Source organism: Tardiphaga sp. 172_B4_N1_3 (genome assembly GCF_052076035.1).
In the GTDB taxonomy this organism is placed as follows: Bacteria; Pseudomonadota; Alphaproteobacteria; order Rhizobiales; family Xanthobacteraceae; genus Tardiphaga; species Tardiphaga robiniae.
Genome location: NZ_CP197238.1, coordinates 405,959 through 427,450, shown reverse-complemented (window position 1 = coordinate 427,450; position 21,492 = coordinate 405,959). Strand labels below are relative to the sequence as shown.

Below are 21,492 nucleotides of genomic sequence, written 5' to 3'. Positions count from 1 at the left end.
GAGTGCGCGGGGTACGTCACCCCACACCCGCAGGCGCCGCATCCAGTCCCACTTCAAGACGCCTCATGAAGCGCCCCTCGCGAACCGGATGAGCGGAGGATAATCCTGTTGGGGATATTGTCAAGAACAATAGGAAAAAATGTTTAAAGCCTTCCTCTTCCCATTGTCATTCCGGGGCGCGGCCGGCACTTTGCCGGACGCAACCCCGGAATCTCGACATGTTCAGCGCAAAACATGTCGGGATTCCGGGTTCACGTGCGCGAAGGCGCGCCCGCGCCCTGGAATGACAGTGGGAGCAACACACATCGAGATTCCACGTCACTCCCCACGGAGTGACTGAGGTTCGCACTTCAGCGGCTTTGCCGCTTTCATGCACCCCGGAATGACGAACATAGGACCAATGCCGGAGCCAAACGATCACCGTGCCGGCGGCACCGTTTCGATCAGCTTGCCGGTGAACACGATCGGGCCGGTGGCTGCACCGGTCGGCGAACCGCCTTCCGGCTCCACGGTCACGGCATAGGTGGCCTGATTGACGACATCGGGATCATAGGCAGCGAGTGCAGCGCGCGATGTGAAGTCGTTGCTGCCGATCACGCCGAGCGAACGCGGGCGTTGCAGCTTGTCGGACACGATCCAGAGCTCGTAGCTTTTGCCGGCCTGCGGTTCGGCGCCAACCTTGCGCACTGTAAAGTTTTTGGTCGCCGCATCGACAGTGAGGATGAATGCGGGTGACGCAGCGTCGGTCTGCAGCAAGGCGACGTATTGCGACTGAGCTGCTGCGGGCGGCGCGACCGGCGCTGGCGCCTGCACCACCTGTTGCGCTGCCTTCGGGCGTAAACCTGCCGGCAGCAATTCGGGGCGATAGGCCTGCACGGCAATCAGCGCAACAAGCATGGCGGCAATCGCGGTCATGCCGGTGGCCACACCGCGCCAGCGTTTTGCCTGGACCGAGAAATCAATCACGTTCGAACGATCGAGCGTCGGACGGTCAACTGTCGAACTATCAATGGAAGATGGTTCAGCGACAGTTGCAACGGCGGGCTGCGGCGCTTCCGGATGCACGATCGCTTCTTGCGTACCGGCCAGACCGATCGCAACGCGGATTTTCTCCCAGACTTCGGGACGCGGCTCGACAAGGCCGACCATCTGATTCAAAACGCCGAGCTTGCGCTCCCACGCCTCGACCACAGCGGCAAAATCCTTGTCGACGGACATCATGGTCTCGACCTGCACGCGCTCTTCGGCACTGAGCGTGCCAAGCGCATATTCCGCGGCAAGCGCGATATGGTCTTCGCTATAGGCCATCATGTCAGTCCCAGACACTCCCGGATGTCCATCATACTGCGGCGCAGCCACGTCTTCACTGTATTGACCGGCGCTTCGAACTTCGTCGCGAGTTGTTCGCGGCTCCAGCCATTGTAGTAAGCAAGCAGCACCAGTTTCTGCCGGTCCGGCTCAAGCCGGCCCACGCACTCCAACAAGCGCTTCAATTCTTCGGTCATTTCCTGTCGCGCGAGCGGGTCAGGTGTATCGGCTGCCACTTCCATTGCAGCCGGCTCTTCCTCGATAGACGTTTCGCTTCTCTTGCGAACGACATCGATAGCCCGGTTACGAGCGATCGACGCCATCCACGTGATCGGCGAGGCAACACCGGGATTGAATTGCCCGGCGCTGTTCCAGATCTTGACATAGGCCTCCTGGATGACTTCCTCGGCGAGATCCTGTCTGCGCAAGATACGGATCACGACGCCAAAGAGTTTCGCGCGCGTCGCTGCATAGAGTCGCTCGAAGGCGGCTTCATCCCCTTTGGCAACTGCGGCAAGAAGCCAGACCAGCTCAGCCGGCGTCAGCATTACGTCTCCCCAACCTCAATATACCTTTCGCCTTACGGAGGTGCCGCCCGGCGGTATTCCCTGTCGTAACATAGATTATAGCAAGCGGGCCATGTCGCTGTTTATGCTGTGGATAGACCACAAACAGCAAACCCGGACCTCACGGCCCGGGCTTGATGACTTCAATCTTTGAGGCTCGTTGGCTCGCCGCTTCTGCGGATCAGGCCACTGCGCCGATGCGGGCACGCATCAGGCCAATGCTGTCGAGGTCGGCCTGTTCGCGTGCGTTCTCTTCGTCGCGTGCACGGGCCTGGTCGCGCTCGTCGAGCAGTTCGACCTTCTTGAGTTCTTCGAAAGCTTCACTCAGCAATGCCTTCGCGTCTTCGAGCTGCACGCGCAGCTCATCGGCCGAGCGCGTCAGATTCTCGCGACGCTGGATCGCGGCCTTGGCGTAGGTGGGATAGGCAAAGTGGGTGGGGTCCTGAATACCGGCGCGATCCTGTTCGGTCTGGATCTCGCGCTCGAGATCGACCGACATGCGCTGGAAATCCGCGATCATGCCTTCGATCTGATTGACCCGGCGGCGCTTCTCATCGACCTGGAACTTCTTCAGGCGGATCAGGGTGTCACGTGACTTCATCGACTCATACTCCCCAGAAGTCCCAGTCTCAACGCGGGACACAACCGGACAACCGCAAGGGGCTGACCGGCCGAAATTCGTCTCTGAGGGTCATGATGGCCTGACAAAGTTAGCGTTCCGTTTCCAAACCACCAACGATTTGTTGCAGTTGCTGATAGCCTTGGGCCAGTCCGCAGACTTCGTCCTTCCGTTGCCGCAGGAATGCCTCAAGCGGCTCATGGAGCCGGATCGCCTCGTCCACTTCCGGACTGGAACCGGCGCGATAGGCACCCAGCCGGATCAGCTCTTCCATATCCGAATAGGTCGCCATGATCTGCCGGGCCCGCGTAATCGTCGGCAAATAGGCAGGATCGCAGGACCGCGGCATGGTTCGCGACACCGACTTCAGGATATTGATAGCAGGATAGCGGCCACGCTCGGCGATACCGCGTTGCATCACGATATGGCCATCGAGAATGCCGCGCACGGCGTCAGCAACGGGTTCGTTGTGATCGTCGCCGTCGACCAGCACCGTGAAGATGCCCGTGATGGAGCCTTCATCAGTGCCCGGCCCTGCCCGCTCCAGCAGCTTCGGCAGTTCGGTGAACACCGTCGGCGTATAGCCTTTAGCGGTCGGCGGCTCGCCGACGGACAGGCCGATCTCACGCTGCGCCATGGCGAAACGCGTGACGGAGTCCATCATGCACATGACGTCCTTGCCCTCATCGCGGAAGAACTCCGAGATCGACAGCGTCAGATAGGCCGCCTGGCGCCGCATCAGTGCAGGCTCGTCCGAAGTAGCCACGACTACGACGGCGCGTGCGAGACCTTCTTCGCCCAAGTCCTCCTGCAAGAACTCCTGCACTTCACGGCCACGTTCGCCGATCAGGCCGATGACCGACACGTCGGCATCGACATTGCGTGCCAACATGGACAGCAAGACCGACTTGCCGACGCCGGAGCCCGCAAAGATGCCCATGCGCTGGCCGCGGCAACAGGTCAGAAAAGTATTGAGCGAGCGCACCCCGAGATCGAGCGGCGCGCCGACGCGTTTGCGAGAATGCGCCGGTGGCGGAGACGCGCGATATGGCATCGGTGCCGGCCCCTGCAACAACGGCCCCTTACCGTCGATCGGCTCGCCCATCGCATTCACGACGCGGCCGAGCCAGGCAATCGAGGGCCGCACCTGGCTGGCAGCATTGGCGATCACCGCCCGGCAGCCGCGACGTACGCCTTCCAGTCCGGCAAAGGGCATCACCACGGCGTTGTCGCCACTGAAACCGATCACCTCGGCGGGGATGGAACGGCTTGTGCCGGTCTCGATGGTAATTCGGGCACCGACCGACATCGCGTGGATCGGCCCGGCTACCTCAACCATTAACCCGCGAACACCGACCACCCGGCCGTAAATATTGACGCCATCGAGGTCAGTAATCTGTTCCGCAAGGGCTTTCATTGCAAAACCCTTAAGTTTCGCTTCATTGCCGGCTCGGCCTTAACCCCGTGTTTACCCGCATCGTTAATCATTACGTCACTGTCTTGGATGACTGAGAGCATTCGCGCCATCAGAATGAAGGGGCGAGTCGATGGAGTCGGTTAGGTCCGGCTCTTAATGTGGAGCTTGAGCGGGTACGGGTACAAAAAGAGTCTTTGCTGCAACATCTTATGGCGATTCGACAAAAATTGCACGATTAGAGCTTGCGCTGAAGAATCAGGTTTTGTTAACCATATCCAGTCAGGATCCGAATCAGTTGTTCGTAGGCGTTTTTTGGTGCCGCAAGTATGGCGGCCGACCTGACGCCCGGAGCGGCGACTAAAGGGGACTGGCATGCGCGTTTTGCTAATTGAAGATGATAGCGCCGTTGCGCAGTCGATTGAGCTGATGCTCAAATCCGAGAGTTTCAACGTCTATACGACGGATCTCGGAGAAGAGGGCGTCGATCTCGGCAAGCTCTACGACTACGATATTATCCTGCTCGATCTCAATCTGCCGGACATGTCCGGTTACGATGTGCTCAAGCAGCTGCGGGTGTCCAAGATCAAGACCCCGATCCTCATTCTCTCGGGCCTCGCCGGCATCGAGGACAAGGTCAAGGGTCTCGGCGTCGGCGCCGACGACTACATGACCAAGCCCTTCCACAAGGATGAGCTGGTTGCCCGCATTCATGCGATCGTGCGCCGCTCCAAGGGCCACGCCCAGTCGGTCATCCAGACCGGCGACCTGGTGGTCAATCTCGATACCAAGACGGTGGAAGTCGGCGGTCAGCGCGTCCATCTGACGGGCAAGGAATACCAGATGCTGGAGCTGCTCTCGCTCCGCAAGGGCACCACCCTCACCAAGGAAATGTTCCTCAACCACCTCTATGGCGGTATGGACGAGCCCGAACTGAAGATCATCGACGTTTTCATCTGCAAGCTGCGCAAGAAGCTGGCGAATGCTTCCGAAGGCCGCAACTTCATCGAAACCGTCTGGGGCCGTGGCTACGTGCTCCGCGAGCCGCATGAAGAAGAGATCCGCATCCCGGCCTGAGTTTCAAGCCGGCTTAAGCGTCACTCCCCGAAAGTTCTCACGAAACCCCGCCGAAAGGCGGGGTTTTTGTTTGCGTGGATGAACCCACCCTTTGCTTACAGCGACGAATGCCATAGGCGAATACCAAGCGATCATGTTTGGCGCACATTTCGGGGGCGGAATGGTTCTGCAATCTCTGGTCGGGCTGCCGGCCTTTCTCGTTTACTTCTGCACCGGCATCGTCGCCGTAATGCTGTATCTGTTCGTCTATCTGCGCGTGACCGCACATGACGAGTTCGCACTGATCCGCAAGGATTGCGCGCCGGCTGCAATCGCGCTCGGGCTCAGCCTGCTCGGCTTTGTGCTGCCGGTGGCCAGCGCCATCGTCCACTCCGCCAATGTGGTCGATTGTCTGATCTGGGCGATCATCGCGCTGATCGTGCAGATCGCCGTCTATTTCATTCTCCGCATTCCGGTGCCGCAATTGTCGGATCGCATAGCCAATGGCGAGATGGCCCCGGCCCTCTGGCTCGGCCTCGCCTCCCTTGCGGCCGGCGTGCTGAACGCTGCCTCCATGGTGTATTCGCCATGACAAGCGAGCCCGCAAAGAACTTCGGCAAGCGCCAACCCGTGCAGCCGATGCATGAGGAAGCCCCGTCGCGCAAACGCTCCAACCGCGTGGCGCTCTTGCTCATGGGCACCATGGCCCTGGGCGGCGGCGCCTATGCGCTGATGCCGAGCGAACATTGCGACCCGAACCGCGCTGCTATCGCCGGCCAGCAGCAAGAGTGTCAGCAGCGCAGTTCGTCGTCATCCTCCGGCGGCCATGGCTATTCAGGGGGCAGCAGCAGTTCCTCCGGACGCAGCAACTTCGCCAGCACCGGATCGTCATCCACCGGCGGATATGACAGCTCGTCATCCAGCAGCAGCCACGTCACCCATGGTGGCTTCGGCTCCTTCGCCTCGCATTTCTCCGGCGGCGGCTAGTTTTTCATGCAACGCATCGCATGTTCCGAGCGTGACGATTGGCAGGCCACAGCGGCCGCGACGGGCTTCGTATTTCATACCGAGGCCGGCGATCGCTATTGGGACGAGCGCGCCTACTACGCTTTCACGCTGGATGAGATCGAGCGTCAGATCGAGGCCCCGACCGCCGAACTCAACGCGATGTGCCGCGAGCTGGTGAGCCGTGCGGTCAAGGATGAGCGCTATCTGCGGCTGCTGAAGATCCCGCAGGCCTACTGGACCTTCATCGCCGCAAGCTGGCAACGGAGCGATCCCAGCCTCTACGGCCGCTTCGATTTCCAGTTCGACGGCAAAGGTCCGGCAAAGCTGCTCGAATACAATGCGGACACGCCAACCTCACTGTTCGAGGCCGCGGTGTTTCAATGGACCTGGCTCGAACAGGCGATCGAGCGCCATATCATCCCGAAGCGGGCCGATCAATACAACTCGCTGCATGAGCGGCTCATCGAGGCCTGGCGCAAGATCGGTGCCGACAAAGCCATTCATCTCGCAGCCGCCATGGACAATGCCGAGGACCGCGGCACAGTGCAGTATCTCGCCGATGTCGCGCAGCAAGGCGGGCTCACACCGGCGCTGATCGACATCAAGGACATCGGTTATGCCGACAGCGGGCACTTCGTCGATCTCGAGGACCAGCCGATCGACCTGATGTTCAAGCTTTATCCGTGGGAGTGGATGTTCCGCGAGGCATTCGGCGGCCGTCTGAAAGGCGCATCGACGCGCTGGATCGAGCCACCGTGGAAAGCCATTCTGTCTAACAAGGGCATCCTGCCGCTGCTATGGGCGATGTTTCCGAACCACCCGAACCTGCTGCCGGCCTATTTCGACGATGATGCCGCAGCGGCTGAGCTCGGCATATCCTATGTGCGTAAGCCGCTCTATTCGCGCGAAGGCGCCAATGTCACGCTGGTGAGCGGCGGCAGCGCCATCGATGCGCAGCCCGGCCCCTATGGCGAGGAAGGTTTTATTCGGCAGATGCTGATGCCGCTGCCGAACTTTGCGGATCAGTATCCGGTGCTGGGCAGCTGGCTGGTCGATGAGGTGCCATGCGGGCTCTCAATCCGCGAGGATGAGAATCCGATCACCGGCAACATGTCGCGCTTTATTCCGCACGCGATCCTGTGACGGCGCTCAGCGTGCCGGCGAAGCAGCGGCCTTCAGACCCACAGGCGTCATGCTCGGCACGATCGACGGTGCGGCACGGACGACGTTCGGACGGTACAGGCCACGCTTGTCGGCATGCGGCTTGAACGTGTCGGTCAGACCGACAACGGTCTCTGCGGCGCCCAGTGCCAGGAAGCCATCAGGCTCCGTGCACTTGGCAAGGCGGCCAAAGATCTGCGTCTTCATGTCCTGATCGAAATAGATCAGCACATTGCGGCAGAAGACGATGTCGAACTTGCCCATGCTGGAGAAGTCCTGCAGCAGATTGAGCGGCTTGTACTGGATCATCGACCGGATCTCCGGATTGATCTGCCACATCTCGCCGGTCTGCTTGAAGTATTTGACCAGCAGCTGGATCGGCAATCCGCGCTGCACTTCGAACTGGGTGTAGATGCCCGACTTCGACTTCTCGAGCACCTGCTGCGAGATATCGGTGCCGATGATCTCGATCCGCCATCCGGCGAGCTGGGCGCTCATTTCCTTGATGGTCATCGCGATCGAATACGGCTCCTGACCGGTGGAGGCAGCCGCACACCAGATCCGCAGGCTCTTGCGGGCGGCACGTGCCTGGATCATCTCCGGCAGCACGACGTCACGCAGATGGTCGAACGGGACCTTGTCGCGGAAGAAGAAGGTTTCGTTGGTGGTCATCGCCTCGACCACGTCGGACGCAACCGTGGACGAGCCGTTCTTGATCTTCTGGACCAGCTCTTCAATGCCCGACAGGTTGGCCTTGCGCGCGAGCGGCATCAGCCGGCTTTCGACCAGATACTGCTTGTCAGCAGACAGATCGAGACCCGAGCGCTCCTTCAGGAACTTGCGCAGGAAATCATAGTCTGCCGGTGTCATGACCGATCTCCCGAGAAAAGACGAACCACTTTCGAACCGATTTGATTGAGCGGCAGGATAGCCGAGCAGATGCCCGCATTGGCAGCAGCGCCGGGCATACCCCACACCACGCTCGATGCTTCGTCCTGCGCGATGACATTGCCGCCAGCCGCGACGATATCCTTGCCGCCGCGCATGCCGTCCGAACCCATGCCTGTCAACACAACGGCGAGAATGGCGCCGTGCCAGACGTCGATGGCAGACGTGAACAGCGGATCGACAGCAGGCTTGCAGAAATTCACCGGCGGACCGTCATCAAGCGCGATGGCGATGTTGGCACCCTGCTTGACGGCGCGCATATGCTTGCCACCCGGTGCGAGGTAGATCTGACCGGCCTTGACGATTTCGCCATCGACACCTTCGCGAGCCGGACGCTTGCTGGCCCGGGCAAGATGTTCGGCAAGAATGGTCGTAAAGGTCGGCGGCATATGCTGCGTGATCAGAACAGGCACCTTGTCGATCACGGCGCCGATTTCGGCAACCAGCGTCATCAGGGCCTGCGGCCCGCCAGTGGACGAACCGATCAGCAGCGCGCGTGGCATCGTGGCGCTGAAAGGACGCTTCACGAGCTGCGCCTGCGCGGCGACTGATGTCACGGACTTGAAAGACGGTGCAGCCTCACGCGCCGCGGGAGCTGGCACGATCGACGGCGTCGTCGCCGACTTCAGGCGGCGAACCTTCGCGCCAAGATGACGGATCTTCTGCAACAGGTCGTGCTTGAAGATGTCGGCTGCGGAAATCTCCCGGGTGCTCTCCGGTTTCGGAATGTAGTCGGCGGCGCCGAGCGACATCGCCTTGAAGCTGATCTCCGCGTTGCGGCGGGTCAGCGTCGACGCCATGATGATAATGAGATTCCGCTTCTTCGCCAGCAGCTGCGGCAGCGCCGAAATGCCATCGAGCTCAGGCATTTCAATATCAAGAATCGCAACGTCGGGATTGATGCGCTCGATCTGGTTGACGGCATCGAGACCGGTGCGGAGCGACGCCGCGACGGCCATGTCAGGCTCGGCCTCGATCCAGCGCGAGATCAGGCCGCGAATGACGACGGAGTCGTCCACCACCATGACCCGCAGTGGCTCATACCGCGAATCGACAACAGGAGGACTTATCACATCAACACTCATGAACTCACCGGACGCAACACAACGCGACAAATGCACTGACAAAACAAATGCACAAACAAAAAGGCGGGCGCCGGAAGTGGAATACGCAATTCCGGCGTAGAACTTAGATCAGGCCGACTTCCTGAAACTTCGCCGACACGATTTCCTTGTCGAACGGTTTCATGATGTATTCGTTCGCGCCGGCGTGCAGAGCGCGCGCGATGTGGGCCACGTCGTTCTCCGTCGTACAGAACACGACCTTCGGAACGTCACCGCCCGGCATGCGGCGCAGGTTACGCAGGAACTCGTAGCCATCCATCACCGGCATGTTCCAATCAAGCAGAACAGCGTCCGGCAGGTTCTGCTTGCAGATTTCGAGCGCTTTCTCGCCGTCTTCAGCTTCGGTAATCTCGAAATCGAGACCTTCGAGAATCCGACGGGCGACCTTACGGATGACACTGGAGTCATCGACAACCAGACATGTCTTCATGTGAGCCTCATTTTCACCGCGGACAAAATTGTCCAAGTGCTGGTCTTAGGCGGCCAGCTTGTCAGGCGAGATTTCAAGGATGCGATCAACGTCGAGTACGACCATCAGTTGCCCATCGAGACGATGGACGCCATCGGCCATCTTGGCCATGCGCGGATCCAGATTGACCGGATTCACCTCACGGCTCTCATCGGCGAGCTTCAGGACTTCACCGATCGAATCGATCAGCAGGCCATAAGATTCACCGCGGAGATCGACGCCCACAGCCATCGGCGGCTTGCCGTCATCGTTCTTCGGCAGGCCAAGGCGCGAACGCATGTCGATCGCGGTCACAATTCGACCGCGCAGATTGAGCACGCCGGCGACGTCGCTGGAGGACAGCGGCACGCGGGTCAGGCGCTCGGGCATGAACACGTCCTGCACGCGCGAGATCGGCATGCCGAACAGTTGTCCACCGATCATGGTGGTCACGTATTCGGTGATCGCACCGTCAGCGCTCGGAGCCTTGGTGGTGGTGGTGGTCGTAGTGGTGGTGGTCATTGCGATTTCCCTCACGCAGCCTGGCGAACTTCAGTGGTCTGTTCTTTGAGCGCCGCAATCAGGCCGGGGCGATCGAACTTGGCGACGTAATCATGGAAACCTGCGAGGCGACCGCGCTCGATGGCCGCCGGGGAGATCATCGCCGAGAGAGCAATGATCGGCGTGTGGCTGAGTTTCTGATCCGCACGGATGGTCTCGGCGAATTCGAAGCCGTTCATATCCGGCATTTCGATGTCGGTGAGGATTACGTCGACCTCCTGACCCGAGCGCAGGAATGACAAACCTTCCTGCGCGTTGGTGGCGACGCGTACCTTGTAGCCGGCAGCCTTGAGCACGGGCGAGAGCATGTTGCGGAAGAACGCGGAGTCGTCGACCAGCAGCACCGATTGGGCGGTTGCCGAGACACGCATTTCCTTACGCGAGAACCAATCGGCGAAAGCCATCGGCAGGAAGTGACCGACGTCGATCACTTCGGTCGCGAGACCCTTGATGACAGCGGAGCCCAAGATCCCCTCGCGACCGCTGGCCACTTCGATATGCAGGCGCTCTTCGACGATATCGACGATTTCGTCGACGACGAGACCCATCGAGCGACCGTCGTCTGCGAAAACGAGGATTGGCTGGGTACCCGACGTACGGACGGTCACGCCTTCCATCTGCACCAGCGGCATCAGCTGATCGCGATACTGGACCATGTAACGGCCGTTCGACAATTCGACCTTGTCAACGCCCACTTCTTCGAGACGCGTGACGAGACCGAGCGGCACCGCCTTGGGCTGCGCGGAGCCGGCGCGGAACACCAGCAGCGACGTCAGCTGTTCTGCATTCATCGCGCGCATTGCGGCGTTCTCGTCGGCGATCTCGTGAGCGTTGGATGCCAGAGCACCAAGCTCCTGCGCGATGCCGTTCGGATCGACGATCATGATCACCGCGCCATCGCCCAGGATGGTGTTGCCGGAGAACATGCCGATGTGACGGAGCTTGGTGGACATCGGCTTGACGACGATTTCTTCGGTGTGGAAGACACCATCGACGACGATGCCGAAGGTCTGGTTGCCCACCTGGGTCACGACGATGAAGCCGTTCTCCGGATCGGCCGACGAGCCGTCATCGATCTGCAGCAGCTTCTTCAGATGCATCAGCGGCAGCAGCTTGTTGCGCAGACGGAGCACCGGGGTGTCCTTGATGCGCTCGATGCGATGTTCGGAATTGGCGCGTGCACGCACCAGTTCGACGACCGCGAGCTGTGGGATCGCGAAGCGATCACCACCGGCTTCGACGATCAGCGCCGACACGATGGCCAGCGTGAGCGGGATCTTGATGGTGACACTGGAGCCCTCGCCGGCGACCGACTTGATGTCGATGGTGCCGCCGATCTGATCGATATTGGTGCGCACCACGTCCATGCCGACGCCGCGGCCGGAGACGCTGGTAACTGCAGCTGCAGTCGAGAAGCCCGGCGCGAAGATGAACTTGTGAATCTGGGCTTCCGACATCTTCTCGATATCGGCTTCGGTGGCCAGACCGTTCGAGATCGCCTTCGCCTTGATCCGCTCGGTGTTGAGACCGCGGCCGTTGTCGGCGATGCAGATCAGGATGTGGCCGCCTTCATGATAGGCGGACAGACGGATGGTGCCCTGCTCCGGCTTGCCTTCGGCAGCGCGCTCAGCCGGCGTTTCGAGGCCGTGATCCGCCGAGTTGCGCACCATGTGGGTGAGCGGATCCTTGATAAGGTCGAGCACCTGGCGATCGAGTTCGGTATCGGCGCCGTGCATCTCGAGTTCGATCTGCTTGCCGAGTTCGCCGGCCAGATCGCGCACGATACGCGGCAGCTTCTGCCAGGCATTGCCGATCGGCTGCATGCGGGTCTTCATGACGCCGTCCTGCAGTTCGGCCGTCACGGTGGACAGGCGCTGCAGCGGCACCTTGAATTCGGTGTCTTCATGACGACGGCTGATTTCCAGCAGCTGGTTGCGGGTCAGCACCAGCTCGGAGACCATGGTCATCAGATGTTCGAGCGTGTCGACATTCACGCGGATCGACTGGTTCGCGACCTTGTCAGCTTCTGGCTGGTCGACCTCGACTGCAGTCTTCTTGGCAGCGGGCTTCGGAGCAGCAGCCTTCGGCGCGGCGGGCTTTTCAGCAACCGGAGCCGGCGGCGCGACGGGCGCTGCAGGCGCAGGCGCGGCAGCTGCCGGCGGTGCGACTTCGATGGCGGTTTCCTGGAAGGCGCGCTCAAGCTCTTCGAGCGAGACTTCACCGGGACGCAGCTCACGCTCGAGGGTCGGAACGATCAGGGGGGCCGGCTCCGCAGCGACAGGCGCTTCCGGTGCGATCGGAGGTGCGGACTCAGTCATCGATTCCATGCCTTTTTCGACCATGTGATGCAGTTCGCCAATCAGATCTTCGTCGACGCCTTCCGGCTCCACTTCCGTGGCTTCGAGCTGACTGAGAATTTCCTTGATGCGATCGATCGTGGTCAGGATGAGCGTAACCGCCTCTCCGGTAACCGGCATTCCATCGCGGAATTTGCCCATCAATGTCTCGGCGGCATGGGCCAGGGCTTCGAGACGGGGCAGTCCGAGAAATCCGCACGTGCCTTTGATGGTGTGAACCAGGCGAAAAATATTATCGAGAATTTTCGCGTTATTCGGGTCCTGTTCGAAGCGGACCAGCTGATTGTCAACCGTATCCAGGCTCTCGTTGGTTTCCGTCAAAAACTCGCGGAGAAGATCATCCATGAAAATAGGCCTTCACACTCCAGGCTCGCGACTTTCGCTACGCCTTTCGAAGTCTGGCTACTTTCCCCGCAAAGCGTTTAATATTAGTTGAGCATTCCCAAAAACAATGAATGCGACATTTAGCTATATGCTCGCACACGTACGAGCCCGCCAAACGGCGGACTCGTAAAGAGTTCATTAAGAGTTGAATGAGTTTGCGATCAGATCGCGGTGACGACGATGGCGTCGCCTTCGGGCACCAAGGTCACCTTGAGGCCGCAAGCCTGCGCCAGGAGCCGCGTGTAGTAAGGCTGCACGGCATGGGCATCGATGCTGCCAACTTGTTCCGAGGCCAGCATATCGACGATGGCCTGCGGCAGGCGCGCGTTGAGGCCTGCAGCGGTGATCTTGAAACCCTGCGGCTCACCTTCGCCGATGCCATCGATCTTGAGCACGCCGCCGCGCGGAATCGTCTGCTGTGCGATTACCAGCATGTTGAGCAGCAGCTTGACCTTGTTCTTCGGCAGCAGAAGCCGCGGCAGATTCCATTCGATCTTGGTCTTGGCGTCTTCAAGGTGGCCGCGCGACATGGTCTGCGCGTCACCGAGATCGATCTGCGCGCCGGCCGAGCCGGCGGCACCGAAGGCGAGCCGGCAGAACTGCAGGCGGGCCGATGCGGTCTTGGCGCTCTTCCGGATCAGATCGAGCGCGAATTCCTTGTCTTCCGGCTTGGGATTGTCGTCGAGCACTTCGAGCCCGTTAACGATGGCGCCCACGGGGCTGATCAGGTCGTGGCAGACCCGCGAACAGAGCAATGCCGCGAGTTCAAGGGCATCGGGGGCCGGACCTGGCGTGGGAGTGTCGGACATGAAATGCGCTCCTGGGGCCACACAGAATGAACGGCGAATCAAGCATTTGCTTTACGGTTAGATACACCGCAGATGGTGGCGCGACCACAACAAGGCTGGCACAGTCCACCGGTGCAACAGGCGCGTGTAGAAATGAACGGGGATGACATGCAGGGGATGAAGGCTAGTCGATGACGGATGATTCGCGACCTCGCATGGATGCCGCGCGGGCTGCCGTCCTGATGGAGCCGCTGACCGAGCTCGCCGCGCAGGCCGGCGCCGCCATCCTCAAGGTCAACCGCACTGTCATGACCGTGGATGGCAAGGCCGACGGCTCGCCCGTGACCGAAGCCGATCTCGCGGCCGACCATGTCATCGGCGAAGGACTGGCCCGGCTGTTTCCGGGGATCCCGTCGCTGTCCGAAGAGCGCCTGCATCTCGCCACGCCCCCCTATGCCGGCACGCTGTTCCTGATCGACCCGCTCGACGGCACCAAGGAATTCGTCGCCGGCCGCCAGGAGTTCACTGTCAACATCGCCCTGATCGTCGATGGCGCACCATTGCTCGGCATCGTCGGCGCCCCCGCCCTCGGGCTGATCTGGCGCGGGCTGGTCGGCCGCGGCGCCGAACGTGTCGAACTCGCACCAGACCTGTCCATCCGCAAGGTCACACCGATCCAGACCCGCGCTGCGCCTGCTCCGGGCGCGGTATGGACCGCAGCGGTCAGCCGCTCCCATGGCGACCAGCGAACCGAGGCTTTCATCGCCAGTCGCCCCGGTGCTGTCAGACAGGAGTTCGGCTCGGCGCTGAAATTCTGCCGCGTGGCCGAGGGCCAGGCCGACATCTATCCGCGGCTGGCGCCGACCTGCGAATGGGATGTGGCCGCCGGCCATGCCGTGGTGGTGGCCGCTGGCGGCAAGGTGACCGACACCTTTGGCAAGGCGGTTCGCTTCGGCGGCAACCGGGAAGACTTCATCGTGCCGGAATTCATCGCCTGGGGTGATCCCACCGCGAGCGCGCGCGGCTGAACCCGCATTATTTCGCCAGGATATCCTGCACGCCCGGCCAGCGCTTGCGCGCGCCGGGCAGATATTTGGCCGGTGCCGCAGCAAAGGCGTCGCGGGTTTCCTCCCGGCCAAACAGGTAAAGGCGTTCGCCCGTAATGAGCCACAAACGCGGATTGCCGGCGAAGGCGACCCCGCGGGCGACGTCGACAGGATCATAGCCACCGAATTGCGGACCGTAGATGTCCGGATGCGCCGCGAAAGAGGCGCGGTTGCCCTCATTGCGGAAGCGCCAGACGGTGCCCTCTTCCGACATTTCGAAGTCCGGCTGCCCCAGCGTCGGGCGGCCTTCGGTGAAATAGGCCACCGGATCGAACCCGCTGATTGCGAGACCCGTGTATCGGTCAGTGACCACGCGCTCACTGGTCGCAGCCTGCGCGCCCGCCGGGACCAGAGCGGCCGCTAGCAGCAGAATCAAGGCAATTCCACGGCTCCAGCCTGACAATTCCCGCCGTTGTGCCGTCATAGTTGATACCGATAGTATAGGGAGTCGGGGACAATGACTGCAGAGTTAAACCGTGCTTCTCAGCATCCGGTTAAGGCCGCGGTCGCAAATTTGAAATACCAGGGGTTCTTTTCATGACCTTCGCATCACGCCTGGCAGCGGTCGCGCTAGCCACGTTCACGCTCGCCTTCTCGCCGGCTTCTGCGCAGCAACCACCGCGCGGCCAGGCCGCACCGGACACCTACCGGTCCGAAGAACTCATGACGGCCGGACACCGGTTTTTCGGCAATGTCTCGCGCGGCCTCGCCTCGGTGATCGAAAAGGCCGTCAGCCAGTGGGGGCTGCCGAACGGCTATATCCTCGGCGAGGAAGGCAGCGGCGCGATTGTGGCGGGCCTGCGTTACGGCGAAGGTACGCTCTATACGAAGAATGCCGGCGATCTGCGCGTCTACTGGCAGGGCCCTTCGGTCGGCTTCGACTGGGGCGGCGACGGCGCCCGCACCATGACGCTGGTCTATAACCTGCCGGCCACCCAGGCGATCTATCAGCGCTTCGCCGGTATCGACGGCTCCGCCTACATCATCGGCGGCTTCGGCATGACGGCACTGACTGCCAACAACGTCGTGCTGGTGCCGATCCGTTCGGGTCTCGGCCTGCGGCTCGGCGCCAATATCGGCTATCTCAAATATACCCCCAGCGCGACCTGGAACCCGTTCTAAGCCCTCGATCCCGCGGTCGTGCGATCAAGCGCTTCTGAACGGGCGAATAAAGGTTAACGAGGCGTTACGCTGTCTTTGCGGGCGGTGCCATGGCATGGTAACCGCTGCATTTTGAGAGCGTGGGAGCATTCGTCATGGTTGAACCGATCATGTATCTGGCGATCGGTTTTCTGATCTCGATGCTGTGCGGCCTGATGATCATGCCGCTGGTGCATAACCGCGCCGTCCGCCTCACCACCCGCCGGCTCGAAGCCGCGACGCCGCTGTCGATGGCAGAAATCCAGGCTGACAAGGACCAACTGCGCGCGGAATTCGCGATGGCGGCACGCCGGCTGGAAATGAGCGTCGACCAGCTCAAGAACAAGACCACCAGCCAGCTCGCCGAACTCGGCAAGAAGTCCGACGCCATCAACCGCATGAAGCTTGAGCTCGGCGAAAAGAACGCCACGATCTTCGCGCTGGAAGCCCGTGAAGCCGCCGTGAAGGAAAAGCTCGGCCTCACCGAGGCCGACTTCACCAGCAAGACGGAAGCGTTGCGCGCCGCCGAACAGGCCTTGAGCGACAAGCAGAGTGAACTCGCCAAGCTGAACCACGACCTCTCGGACCGCTCCATGGTGGCCGACACCCGCCAGGTCGAGCTCATTGCGGTGCGCGCGCAGGTCGAGGAATTGAAGGGCCGCGTCGGCGATGCCGAAAAGGATTTCGCCAATACGCAGCACCGGCTGGAGCTGCAGCGCGGCGAATCCGACACCGCTACGCGTGAACTCACCGAGGCGCGCGCGCGCGTCGAGAATCTCAGCCAGCGCGTGACTGACCTCGATCAGCAGCTCACCATCCAGGTGCGCGAAGCCGAACAGCTCGGCGCCCGCGTCACCGATCTCGAGAGCCAGCTCTCGACCCAGACCAAGATCCTGGCCGAGCGCGATTTCGAGAACAGCCAGTTGCGCCAAGCCAATGAAGCCGCCGAACAGATCGCGCGCGACCTGCGCGTCGAGCTCGCCGCCATGAACGGCGCCAAGGGATCGCCCGTCATCGAGAAGCTGCGCGCCGAGAAGGCCGCCGTGGAGACCGAGCTCGCCGCCGCCCGCGAGGAGCGCGCCAAGCTGCAGCGCGACCTCAACGGCGTCCATCAGCAGGCCGAGAGCGCATGGGCCACCGAGCGCATGGAAAACGCGCTGCTGCGCGAGCGCATCAACGACATCGCCGCCGAAGTGGCCAAAATGGCGATGACACTGGAAGGGCCGAATTCGCCCATCGAGGCAATTTTGGCCGCCGCTCCGGCGCCCGCGGCCCAGCCGCGCCCGGCCAATGACGCCGGTTTCGCCCCCAACAGCACCCTCGCCGACCGGATCCGGGCGCTGCAGTCCCACGCCTCCCGCGCCACGCAGCCGGGCTAAATCGCGGGCCAGGAACCCAAATCGCCCGCATGGCCGGATGGGGAGACTTATTGTGCGGATGTGCGGCAGGGTTCGCTTGACACCCCCGCCCCCTATTCCCTAAATCGCGCCATTGACGTCAGTCCCCGCCGGGCCATTACCGCCCGGCCTTTTGGTCTGTACGGCATCCCGGGCGCATAGCTCAGCGGGAGAGCGTTCCCTTCACACGGGAGAGGTCCAAGGTTCGATCCCTTGTGCGCCCACCATGTCTTCGTCGAATTCAATGACTTAACGGTCCAATTCCCTTGCGGTGTGCCCCAGAAGAGCGGGGGCACAGTGCGGCACATTGGTACGACACGGTTGCCAAAAATGACTCGGCCACCGCGCCCACCCAACTGCCGCTTTCGGGCTCAGGCAAGTCGGTGTTGTGGTCAGACTGCATTCCGACATGAATTAGCGAATGGTCAGCGTGAAGGGCGCCCGCCCTTGCCGTGCGCGTCGCGTTGCAGCCTCATGTTAAAATATCAACGTGGATTCGCGATGCAGCCTTTCACCCTGCCCCCTATGAACACTTAAGCAGACGAGCTCATGGACCCGCTTGACAGCCCCAATTCCAGGACAGACGCGCGTCTGGCAACGCAGTCATCACCGCAAGGAATTGCGGCTGATCTCGTTGCCGTGCTGGTATCCGTGACCTCGGGCGAGCCTCGCGTTCTAACGATCCAGGACCAGCGCGCCCTGCCCTCCGGGCCTTTCGAACTCGCCCATCGTTCGCTGCAATCGGGGCTACGGGCCTGGGTCGAACGGCAGACACGGCTGCCGCTCGGTTATGTCGAACAACTCTACACCTTTGCGGATCGTGATCGTGCTGGCGCCACCGGCCAGCATGTCATCTCGATCAGCTATCTTGGCCTGACACGAGAACAACCGGCATTCGGCGAACACGAGGCCAGATGGCGCGGCTGGTATGACTATTTCCCCTGGGAGGATCATCGTGACGGCCCACCGCCGCTGATGGAGAAGACCCTGCAGCCAGGGCTCAAAGCCTGGGCTTCCGCAGCTTCCGATCGGGCAGCACAGCGCGCGCGTCGGCAGCGCGCCGCCATGCTCTTCGGTTTCGAGGAGCACGGCTGGAACGAGGAACTGGTTCTGCAGCGGTACGAACTACTATATGAGGCGAAACTGATCCCCGAGGCGACACGCGGAAATTCCTCAGCATCCACGTCCACCCGTGCGACTCTATCGAACACGCCGGATCACCCCATGATCCTGGACCATCGCCGGATTCTGGCCACCGGAATTGCAAGACTTAGGGCCAAGATCAAATACCATCCTGTCGTGTTTGAATTGATGCCGGACACATTCACGTTGCTGCAATTGCAACGCTGTGTTGAGGCGCTGGCGGGACGGCAAGTGCACAAGCCGAATTTCCGCCGCCTGATCGAGCAGCAGGAACTTGTTGAGGAAACTGGCGAAACCAGCCAGGACACCGGCGGACGTCCGGCAAAGCTCTTCCGCTTTCGCCGTGCCGTCCTTACGGAACGCGCCATTGCCGGAACCAAACTTCCCGTCTCGGGGGCTTGACAAGCCTTATACTCGATTACAGTATAACATATGCTCAACGAGAGTATATATCATGCTGTCGATACCTGAACTGCGTCCTTCGGAACATATCTATGCGAAAGTGCGCCACGCGATCCCCGCGATCGAATGGTCGATGCTGTCAGAAGATATCGACGCGATCATCGCGTTGAAGAAGAGCCGCAACGCGGTCATCCTTGCCCACAATTATCAGACACCGGACATCTTCCACTGCGTCGCGGACATTGTCGGCGACAGCCTCGCGCTGGCGCGCGAAGCGATGCACGTGGAGGCCGACGTCATCATTCTCGCCGGTGTTCACTTCATGGCCGAGACGGCCAAATTACTCAATCCGTCGAAGACCGTGCTGATTCCCGATCGCGGTGCCGGCTGCTCGCTTGCCGACTCCATCACGCCCGAGGACGTGAGGCTGCTGCGGCAGAAGTATCCTGGCGTGCCGATCGTGACTTATGTGAACACCTCGGCAGCGGTGAAGGCAGAGTCGGATATCTGCTGCACCTCAGGCAATGCCAAGGCGGTGATCGAGTCGCTTGGCGTTGAACGCGTGATCATGCTGCCGGACGAATATCTGGCCAGGAACATCGCTGCCGAGACAGCAGTCAAAGTTATTACCTGGACCGGTCATTGCGAGGTGCACGAGCGCTTCAGCGCCGAAGAGGTGCGTCAATTGCGCGAGAACCACCCCGGTGTCGTCGTACTGGCGCACCCGGAATGCCCGCCAGACGTCCTGGCGGAGGCTGATTTCGCTGGCTCGACGGCCGCCATGTCGTCCTACGTCGCAAGCAAACGACCCCCGCGGGTCGTGCTTCTGACGGAATGCTCGATGAGTGACAATGTCGCCGTCCAGTACCCGGACCTCGAATTCATTCGTCCGTGCAATCTTTGTCCACACATGAAGACGATCACGCTCGGCAACATCCGTCACGCGTTGGAGACGATGCAGCACGAGGTCACGATCGACGACAGTGTCGCAGCGCGCGCACGCCTCGCGGTCGAACGAATGCTGGCCGTCACATGACAGCATTACACGATACAAACGGCGCTCCCGTCATCATCGGCGGTGGCATCGCTGGCCTCATGACAGCCCTGGCGCTCGCGCCGCAACCGGTGCTGCTCCTGACCGGCGCGCCGCTGGGCATGGAATCGTCGAGTGCGCTTGCGCAAGGCGGTATCGCTGCCAGTATCGGGGCAGATGATAGTACTTCGCTGCATCTGGCAGACACACTCGCCGCGGGTGACGGTTTGTGCGACGAAACCATCGCGGCCTCAATCGTCGCCGCAGCGCCCGCCGCGATCGAACAGTTGGCGCGGCTCGGCGTCCTTTTCGATCGGGATGCCAGCGGCAAGATCATCCTCGGCCTCGAGGCCGCGCATTCGCGCCGCCGGATCGTCCATGCCGGGGGTGACGCAACAGGCCGGGACGTTATGCGAGCCCTGGTCCGCAAGGTCCGCAAGACGCCTGCAATCACGGTGATCGAGGGAGCCACGACACAGCGCCTGGTCGTCGAAGACAATGCAGTGGTGGGTCTTCTCGGCCATACCGGCCGGGGACCCGTGCTCTTTGCCACCGACCGTGTCGTCATCGCGACCGGTGGCATCGGAGGTCTGTTTCTGCATGGGACAAATCCGGCTGGATCCTTTGGCCAGGGCCTCGCGCTCGCAGCACGCGCCGGCGCCGTCATGGCCGATCTTGAATTTATCCAATTCCATCCGACAGCGCTCGACAGCAAGTCCTCTCCACTGAAGCTCATCAGTGAGGCCGTACGCGGAGAAGGCGCGATCCTGGTCGATGGGAATGGCGATCGCTTCATGGCCGGTGCCCTCGGCGCCGAGCTTGCGTCCCGCGATATCGTTGCACGTGCCGTCTGGCGGCACATGGCGGCGGGGCATCGGGTTTTTCTCGACGCAAGGGGCGTGAAGGGACTCGACTTTGTGCAGCGTTTCCCGGCCATCACGGCGCTGTGTCGCGACGCAGGAATCGATCCGGTTACGCAGCCGATCCCCGTCCGTCCCGCTGCGCACTACCACATGGGCGGCATACTGGTTGACCGGACCGGGCGGAGCTCCGTCGACGGTCTGTGGGCCTGCGGCGAAGCTGCCTGCACGGGCCTGCATGGCGCAAACCGGCTCGCCAGTAATTCACTCCTCGAGGCGGCCGTGTTTGGCGGCTGGGTTGCCCAGAATATTGCCGCAACGACCTCCATCCGGCGGCGTCAGCCAATGTTGCCCGGTGGAGTAACGGACAGCGACCCAAGTTCGGTGCGCCCTATTCTGTCGCGTGCCGCAGGCGTGTTGCGCGATGGCGAAGGCCTGCGTGCCGCCGCCCGCGCGCTCTATCCTCTCGCGATCTCGCAGCAAGCTGCAAGCGATCCCGCAATTGTCGGCCTGATGATCGTGATCGCTGCCTTGCGCCGCCAGGAAAGCCGCGGCGCGCATGCACGCACCGACTTCCCGAAGCACACGAGTCTGGCACAGCGTTCGACGCTGCGCCTTGATGACGCGCTTCAAGCCGCGCGAGACGACATCCCGGAACTCGTCGCCTAA

The 21,492-nt window shown here is 61.6% G+C and carries 21 protein-coding genes and 1 tRNA gene; 11 read left to right on the top strand and 11 right to left on the bottom strand.

Translation table 11 applies throughout. The annotated features are described in order from the left end of the window. Positions 1–417: 417 nt before the first annotated feature. From AB7783_RS01870 to fliI, 4 genes are all read right to left on the bottom strand, one after another. On the bottom strand, positions 418–1,308 hold the full coding sequence (locus AB7783_RS01870; RefSeq protein WP_441279623.1) for an anti-sigma factor: 891 nt from the start codon (positions 1,306–1,308) through the stop codon (positions 418–420). Continuing rightward, positions 1,308–1,856 (bottom strand): sigma-70 family RNA polymerase sigma factor, encoded by a 549-nt coding sequence (locus AB7783_RS01865; RefSeq protein ID WP_089267514.1) that lies wholly within the window; start codon positions 1,854–1,856, stop codon positions 1,308–1,310. The genes AB7783_RS01870 and AB7783_RS01865 overlap by 1 nt, the downstream gene beginning before the upstream one ends. A gap of 199 nt (positions 1,857–2,055) precedes the next feature. After that, on the bottom strand, positions 2,056–2,475 hold the full coding sequence (fliJ, locus tag AB7783_RS01860) for a flagellar export protein FliJ (RefSeq protein WP_068737112.1): 420 nt from the start codon (positions 2,473–2,475) through the stop codon (positions 2,056–2,058). A 109-nt stretch (positions 2,476–2,584) separates the two neighbouring features. After that, positions 2,585–3,910 (bottom strand): flagellar protein export ATPase FliI, encoded by a 1,326-nt coding sequence (gene fliI, locus AB7783_RS01855; protein ID WP_089267515.1) that lies wholly within the window; start codon positions 3,908–3,910, stop codon positions 2,585–2,587. Between the two features lie 372 nt (positions 3,911–4,282). Between fliI and ctrA the strand changes: the two genes are divergently transcribed. The 4 genes from ctrA to AB7783_RS01835 all read left to right on the top strand — a co-directional run bounded on the left by ctrA (position 4,283) and on the right by AB7783_RS01835 (position 7,114). After that, positions 4,283–4,984: a response regulator transcription factor CtrA gene (gene ctrA, locus AB7783_RS01850; protein WP_068737116.1), complete on the top strand. Its 702-nt coding sequence runs from the start codon at positions 4,283–4,285 to the stop codon at positions 4,982–4,984. 160 nt (positions 4,985–5,144) lie between these two features. Beyond that, positions 5,145–5,555: a DUF350 domain-containing protein gene (locus tag AB7783_RS01845; RefSeq protein WP_068737118.1), complete on the top strand. Its 411-nt coding sequence runs from the start codon at positions 5,145–5,147 to the stop codon at positions 5,553–5,555. After that, positions 5,552–5,950, top strand: a complete 399-nt coding sequence (locus AB7783_RS01840) for a hypothetical protein (protein WP_441276653.1) — start codon at positions 5,552–5,554, stop codon at positions 5,948–5,950. The genes AB7783_RS01845 and AB7783_RS01840 overlap by 4 nt, the downstream gene beginning before the upstream one ends. Positions 5,951–5,956: 6 nt before the next feature. After that, positions 5,957–7,114, top strand: coding sequence for a glutathionylspermidine synthase family protein (locus AB7783_RS01835; protein WP_441276652.1), 1,158 nt, complete (start codon positions 5,957–5,959; stop codon positions 7,112–7,114). Between the two features lie 6 nt (positions 7,115–7,120). On the opposite strand, the gene AB7783_RS01830 is transcribed toward AB7783_RS01835, so the two are convergent. The 6 genes from AB7783_RS01830 to chpT form a co-directional block, all read right to left on the bottom strand. Beyond that, positions 7,121–8,002, bottom strand: coding sequence for a CheR family methyltransferase (locus AB7783_RS01830; RefSeq protein WP_441276651.1), 882 nt, complete (start codon positions 8,000–8,002; stop codon positions 7,121–7,123). Next, complete coding sequence (locus AB7783_RS01825; protein WP_093760980.1) at positions 7,999–9,165, bottom strand: protein-glutamate methylesterase/protein-glutamine glutaminase; 1,167 nt, start codon at positions 9,163–9,165, stop codon at positions 7,999–8,001. The genes AB7783_RS01830 and AB7783_RS01825 overlap by 4 nt, the downstream gene beginning before the upstream one ends. 103 nt (positions 9,166–9,268) lie before the next feature. Continuing rightward, complete coding sequence (locus AB7783_RS01820) at positions 9,269–9,634, bottom strand: response regulator (protein WP_068737128.1); 366 nt, start codon at positions 9,632–9,634, stop codon at positions 9,269–9,271. A gap of 45 nt (positions 9,635–9,679) precedes the next feature. Beyond that, on the bottom strand, positions 9,680–10,174 hold the full coding sequence (locus tag AB7783_RS01815) for a chemotaxis protein CheW (RefSeq protein ID WP_093760982.1): 495 nt from the start codon (positions 10,172–10,174) through the stop codon (positions 9,680–9,682). A gap of 11 nt (positions 10,175–10,185) precedes the next feature. Then, the gene (locus tag AB7783_RS01810; protein WP_441276650.1) at positions 10,186–12,915 is read right to left on the bottom strand and encodes a hybrid sensor histidine kinase/response regulator; all 2,730 of its coding nucleotides are present in this window, start codon (positions 12,913–12,915) and stop codon (positions 10,186–10,188) included. A 200-nt stretch (positions 12,916–13,115) separates the two neighbouring features. Then, positions 13,116–13,763 (bottom strand): histidine phosphotransferase ChpT, encoded by a 648-nt coding sequence (gene chpT, locus AB7783_RS01805; protein WP_068737134.1) that lies wholly within the window; start codon positions 13,761–13,763, stop codon positions 13,116–13,118. Positions 13,764–13,933: 170 nt separating this feature from the next. On the opposite strand from chpT, the gene cysQ reads away from it, so the two are divergent. Then, on the top strand, positions 13,934–14,770 hold the full coding sequence (cysQ, locus tag AB7783_RS01800) for a 3'(2'),5'-bisphosphate nucleotidase CysQ (protein WP_441276649.1): 837 nt from the start codon (positions 13,934–13,936) through the stop codon (positions 14,768–14,770). A 7-nt stretch (positions 14,771–14,777) separates the two neighbouring features. Here cysQ and AB7783_RS01795 read toward each other — a convergent pair whose 3' ends face one another. After that, positions 14,778–15,272 (bottom strand): YHS domain-containing (seleno)protein, encoded by a 495-nt coding sequence (locus AB7783_RS01795; protein WP_176454721.1) that lies wholly within the window; start codon positions 15,270–15,272, stop codon positions 14,778–14,780. 113 nt (positions 15,273–15,385) lie between these two features. Between AB7783_RS01795 and AB7783_RS01790 the strand changes: the two genes are divergently transcribed. The 6 genes from AB7783_RS01790 (at position 15,386) to AB7783_RS01765 (ending at position 21,492) form a co-directional block, all read left to right on the top strand. After that, a complete protein-coding gene (locus tag AB7783_RS01790) occupies positions 15,386–15,970 on the top strand; it encodes a DUF1134 domain-containing protein (RefSeq protein ID WP_089267524.1) in 585 nt (194 codons plus the stop codon). A 134-nt stretch (positions 15,971–16,104) separates the two neighbouring features. Beyond that, positions 16,105–17,367 (top strand): hypothetical protein, encoded by a 1,263-nt coding sequence (locus AB7783_RS01785; RefSeq protein WP_441276648.1) that lies wholly within the window; start codon positions 16,105–16,107, stop codon positions 17,365–17,367. Positions 17,368–17,537: 170 nt separating this feature from the next. Then, positions 17,538–17,612 (top strand) — tRNA-Val (locus AB7783_RS01780). A 322-nt stretch (positions 17,613–17,934) separates the two neighbouring features. Next, the gene (locus AB7783_RS01775; protein WP_441276647.1) at positions 17,935–18,930 is read left to right on the top strand and encodes an NUDIX hydrolase; all 996 of its coding nucleotides are present in this window, start codon (positions 17,935–17,937) and stop codon (positions 18,928–18,930) included. Between the two features lie 52 nt (positions 18,931–18,982). Then, positions 18,983–19,966 (top strand): quinolinate synthase NadA, encoded by a 984-nt coding sequence (nadA, locus tag AB7783_RS01770; protein ID WP_441279622.1) that lies wholly within the window; start codon positions 18,983–18,985, stop codon positions 19,964–19,966. Beyond that, complete coding sequence (locus tag AB7783_RS01765; protein WP_441276646.1) at positions 19,963–21,492, top strand: L-aspartate oxidase; 1,530 nt, start codon at positions 19,963–19,965, stop codon at positions 21,490–21,492. The genes nadA and AB7783_RS01765 overlap by 4 nt, the downstream gene beginning before the upstream one ends.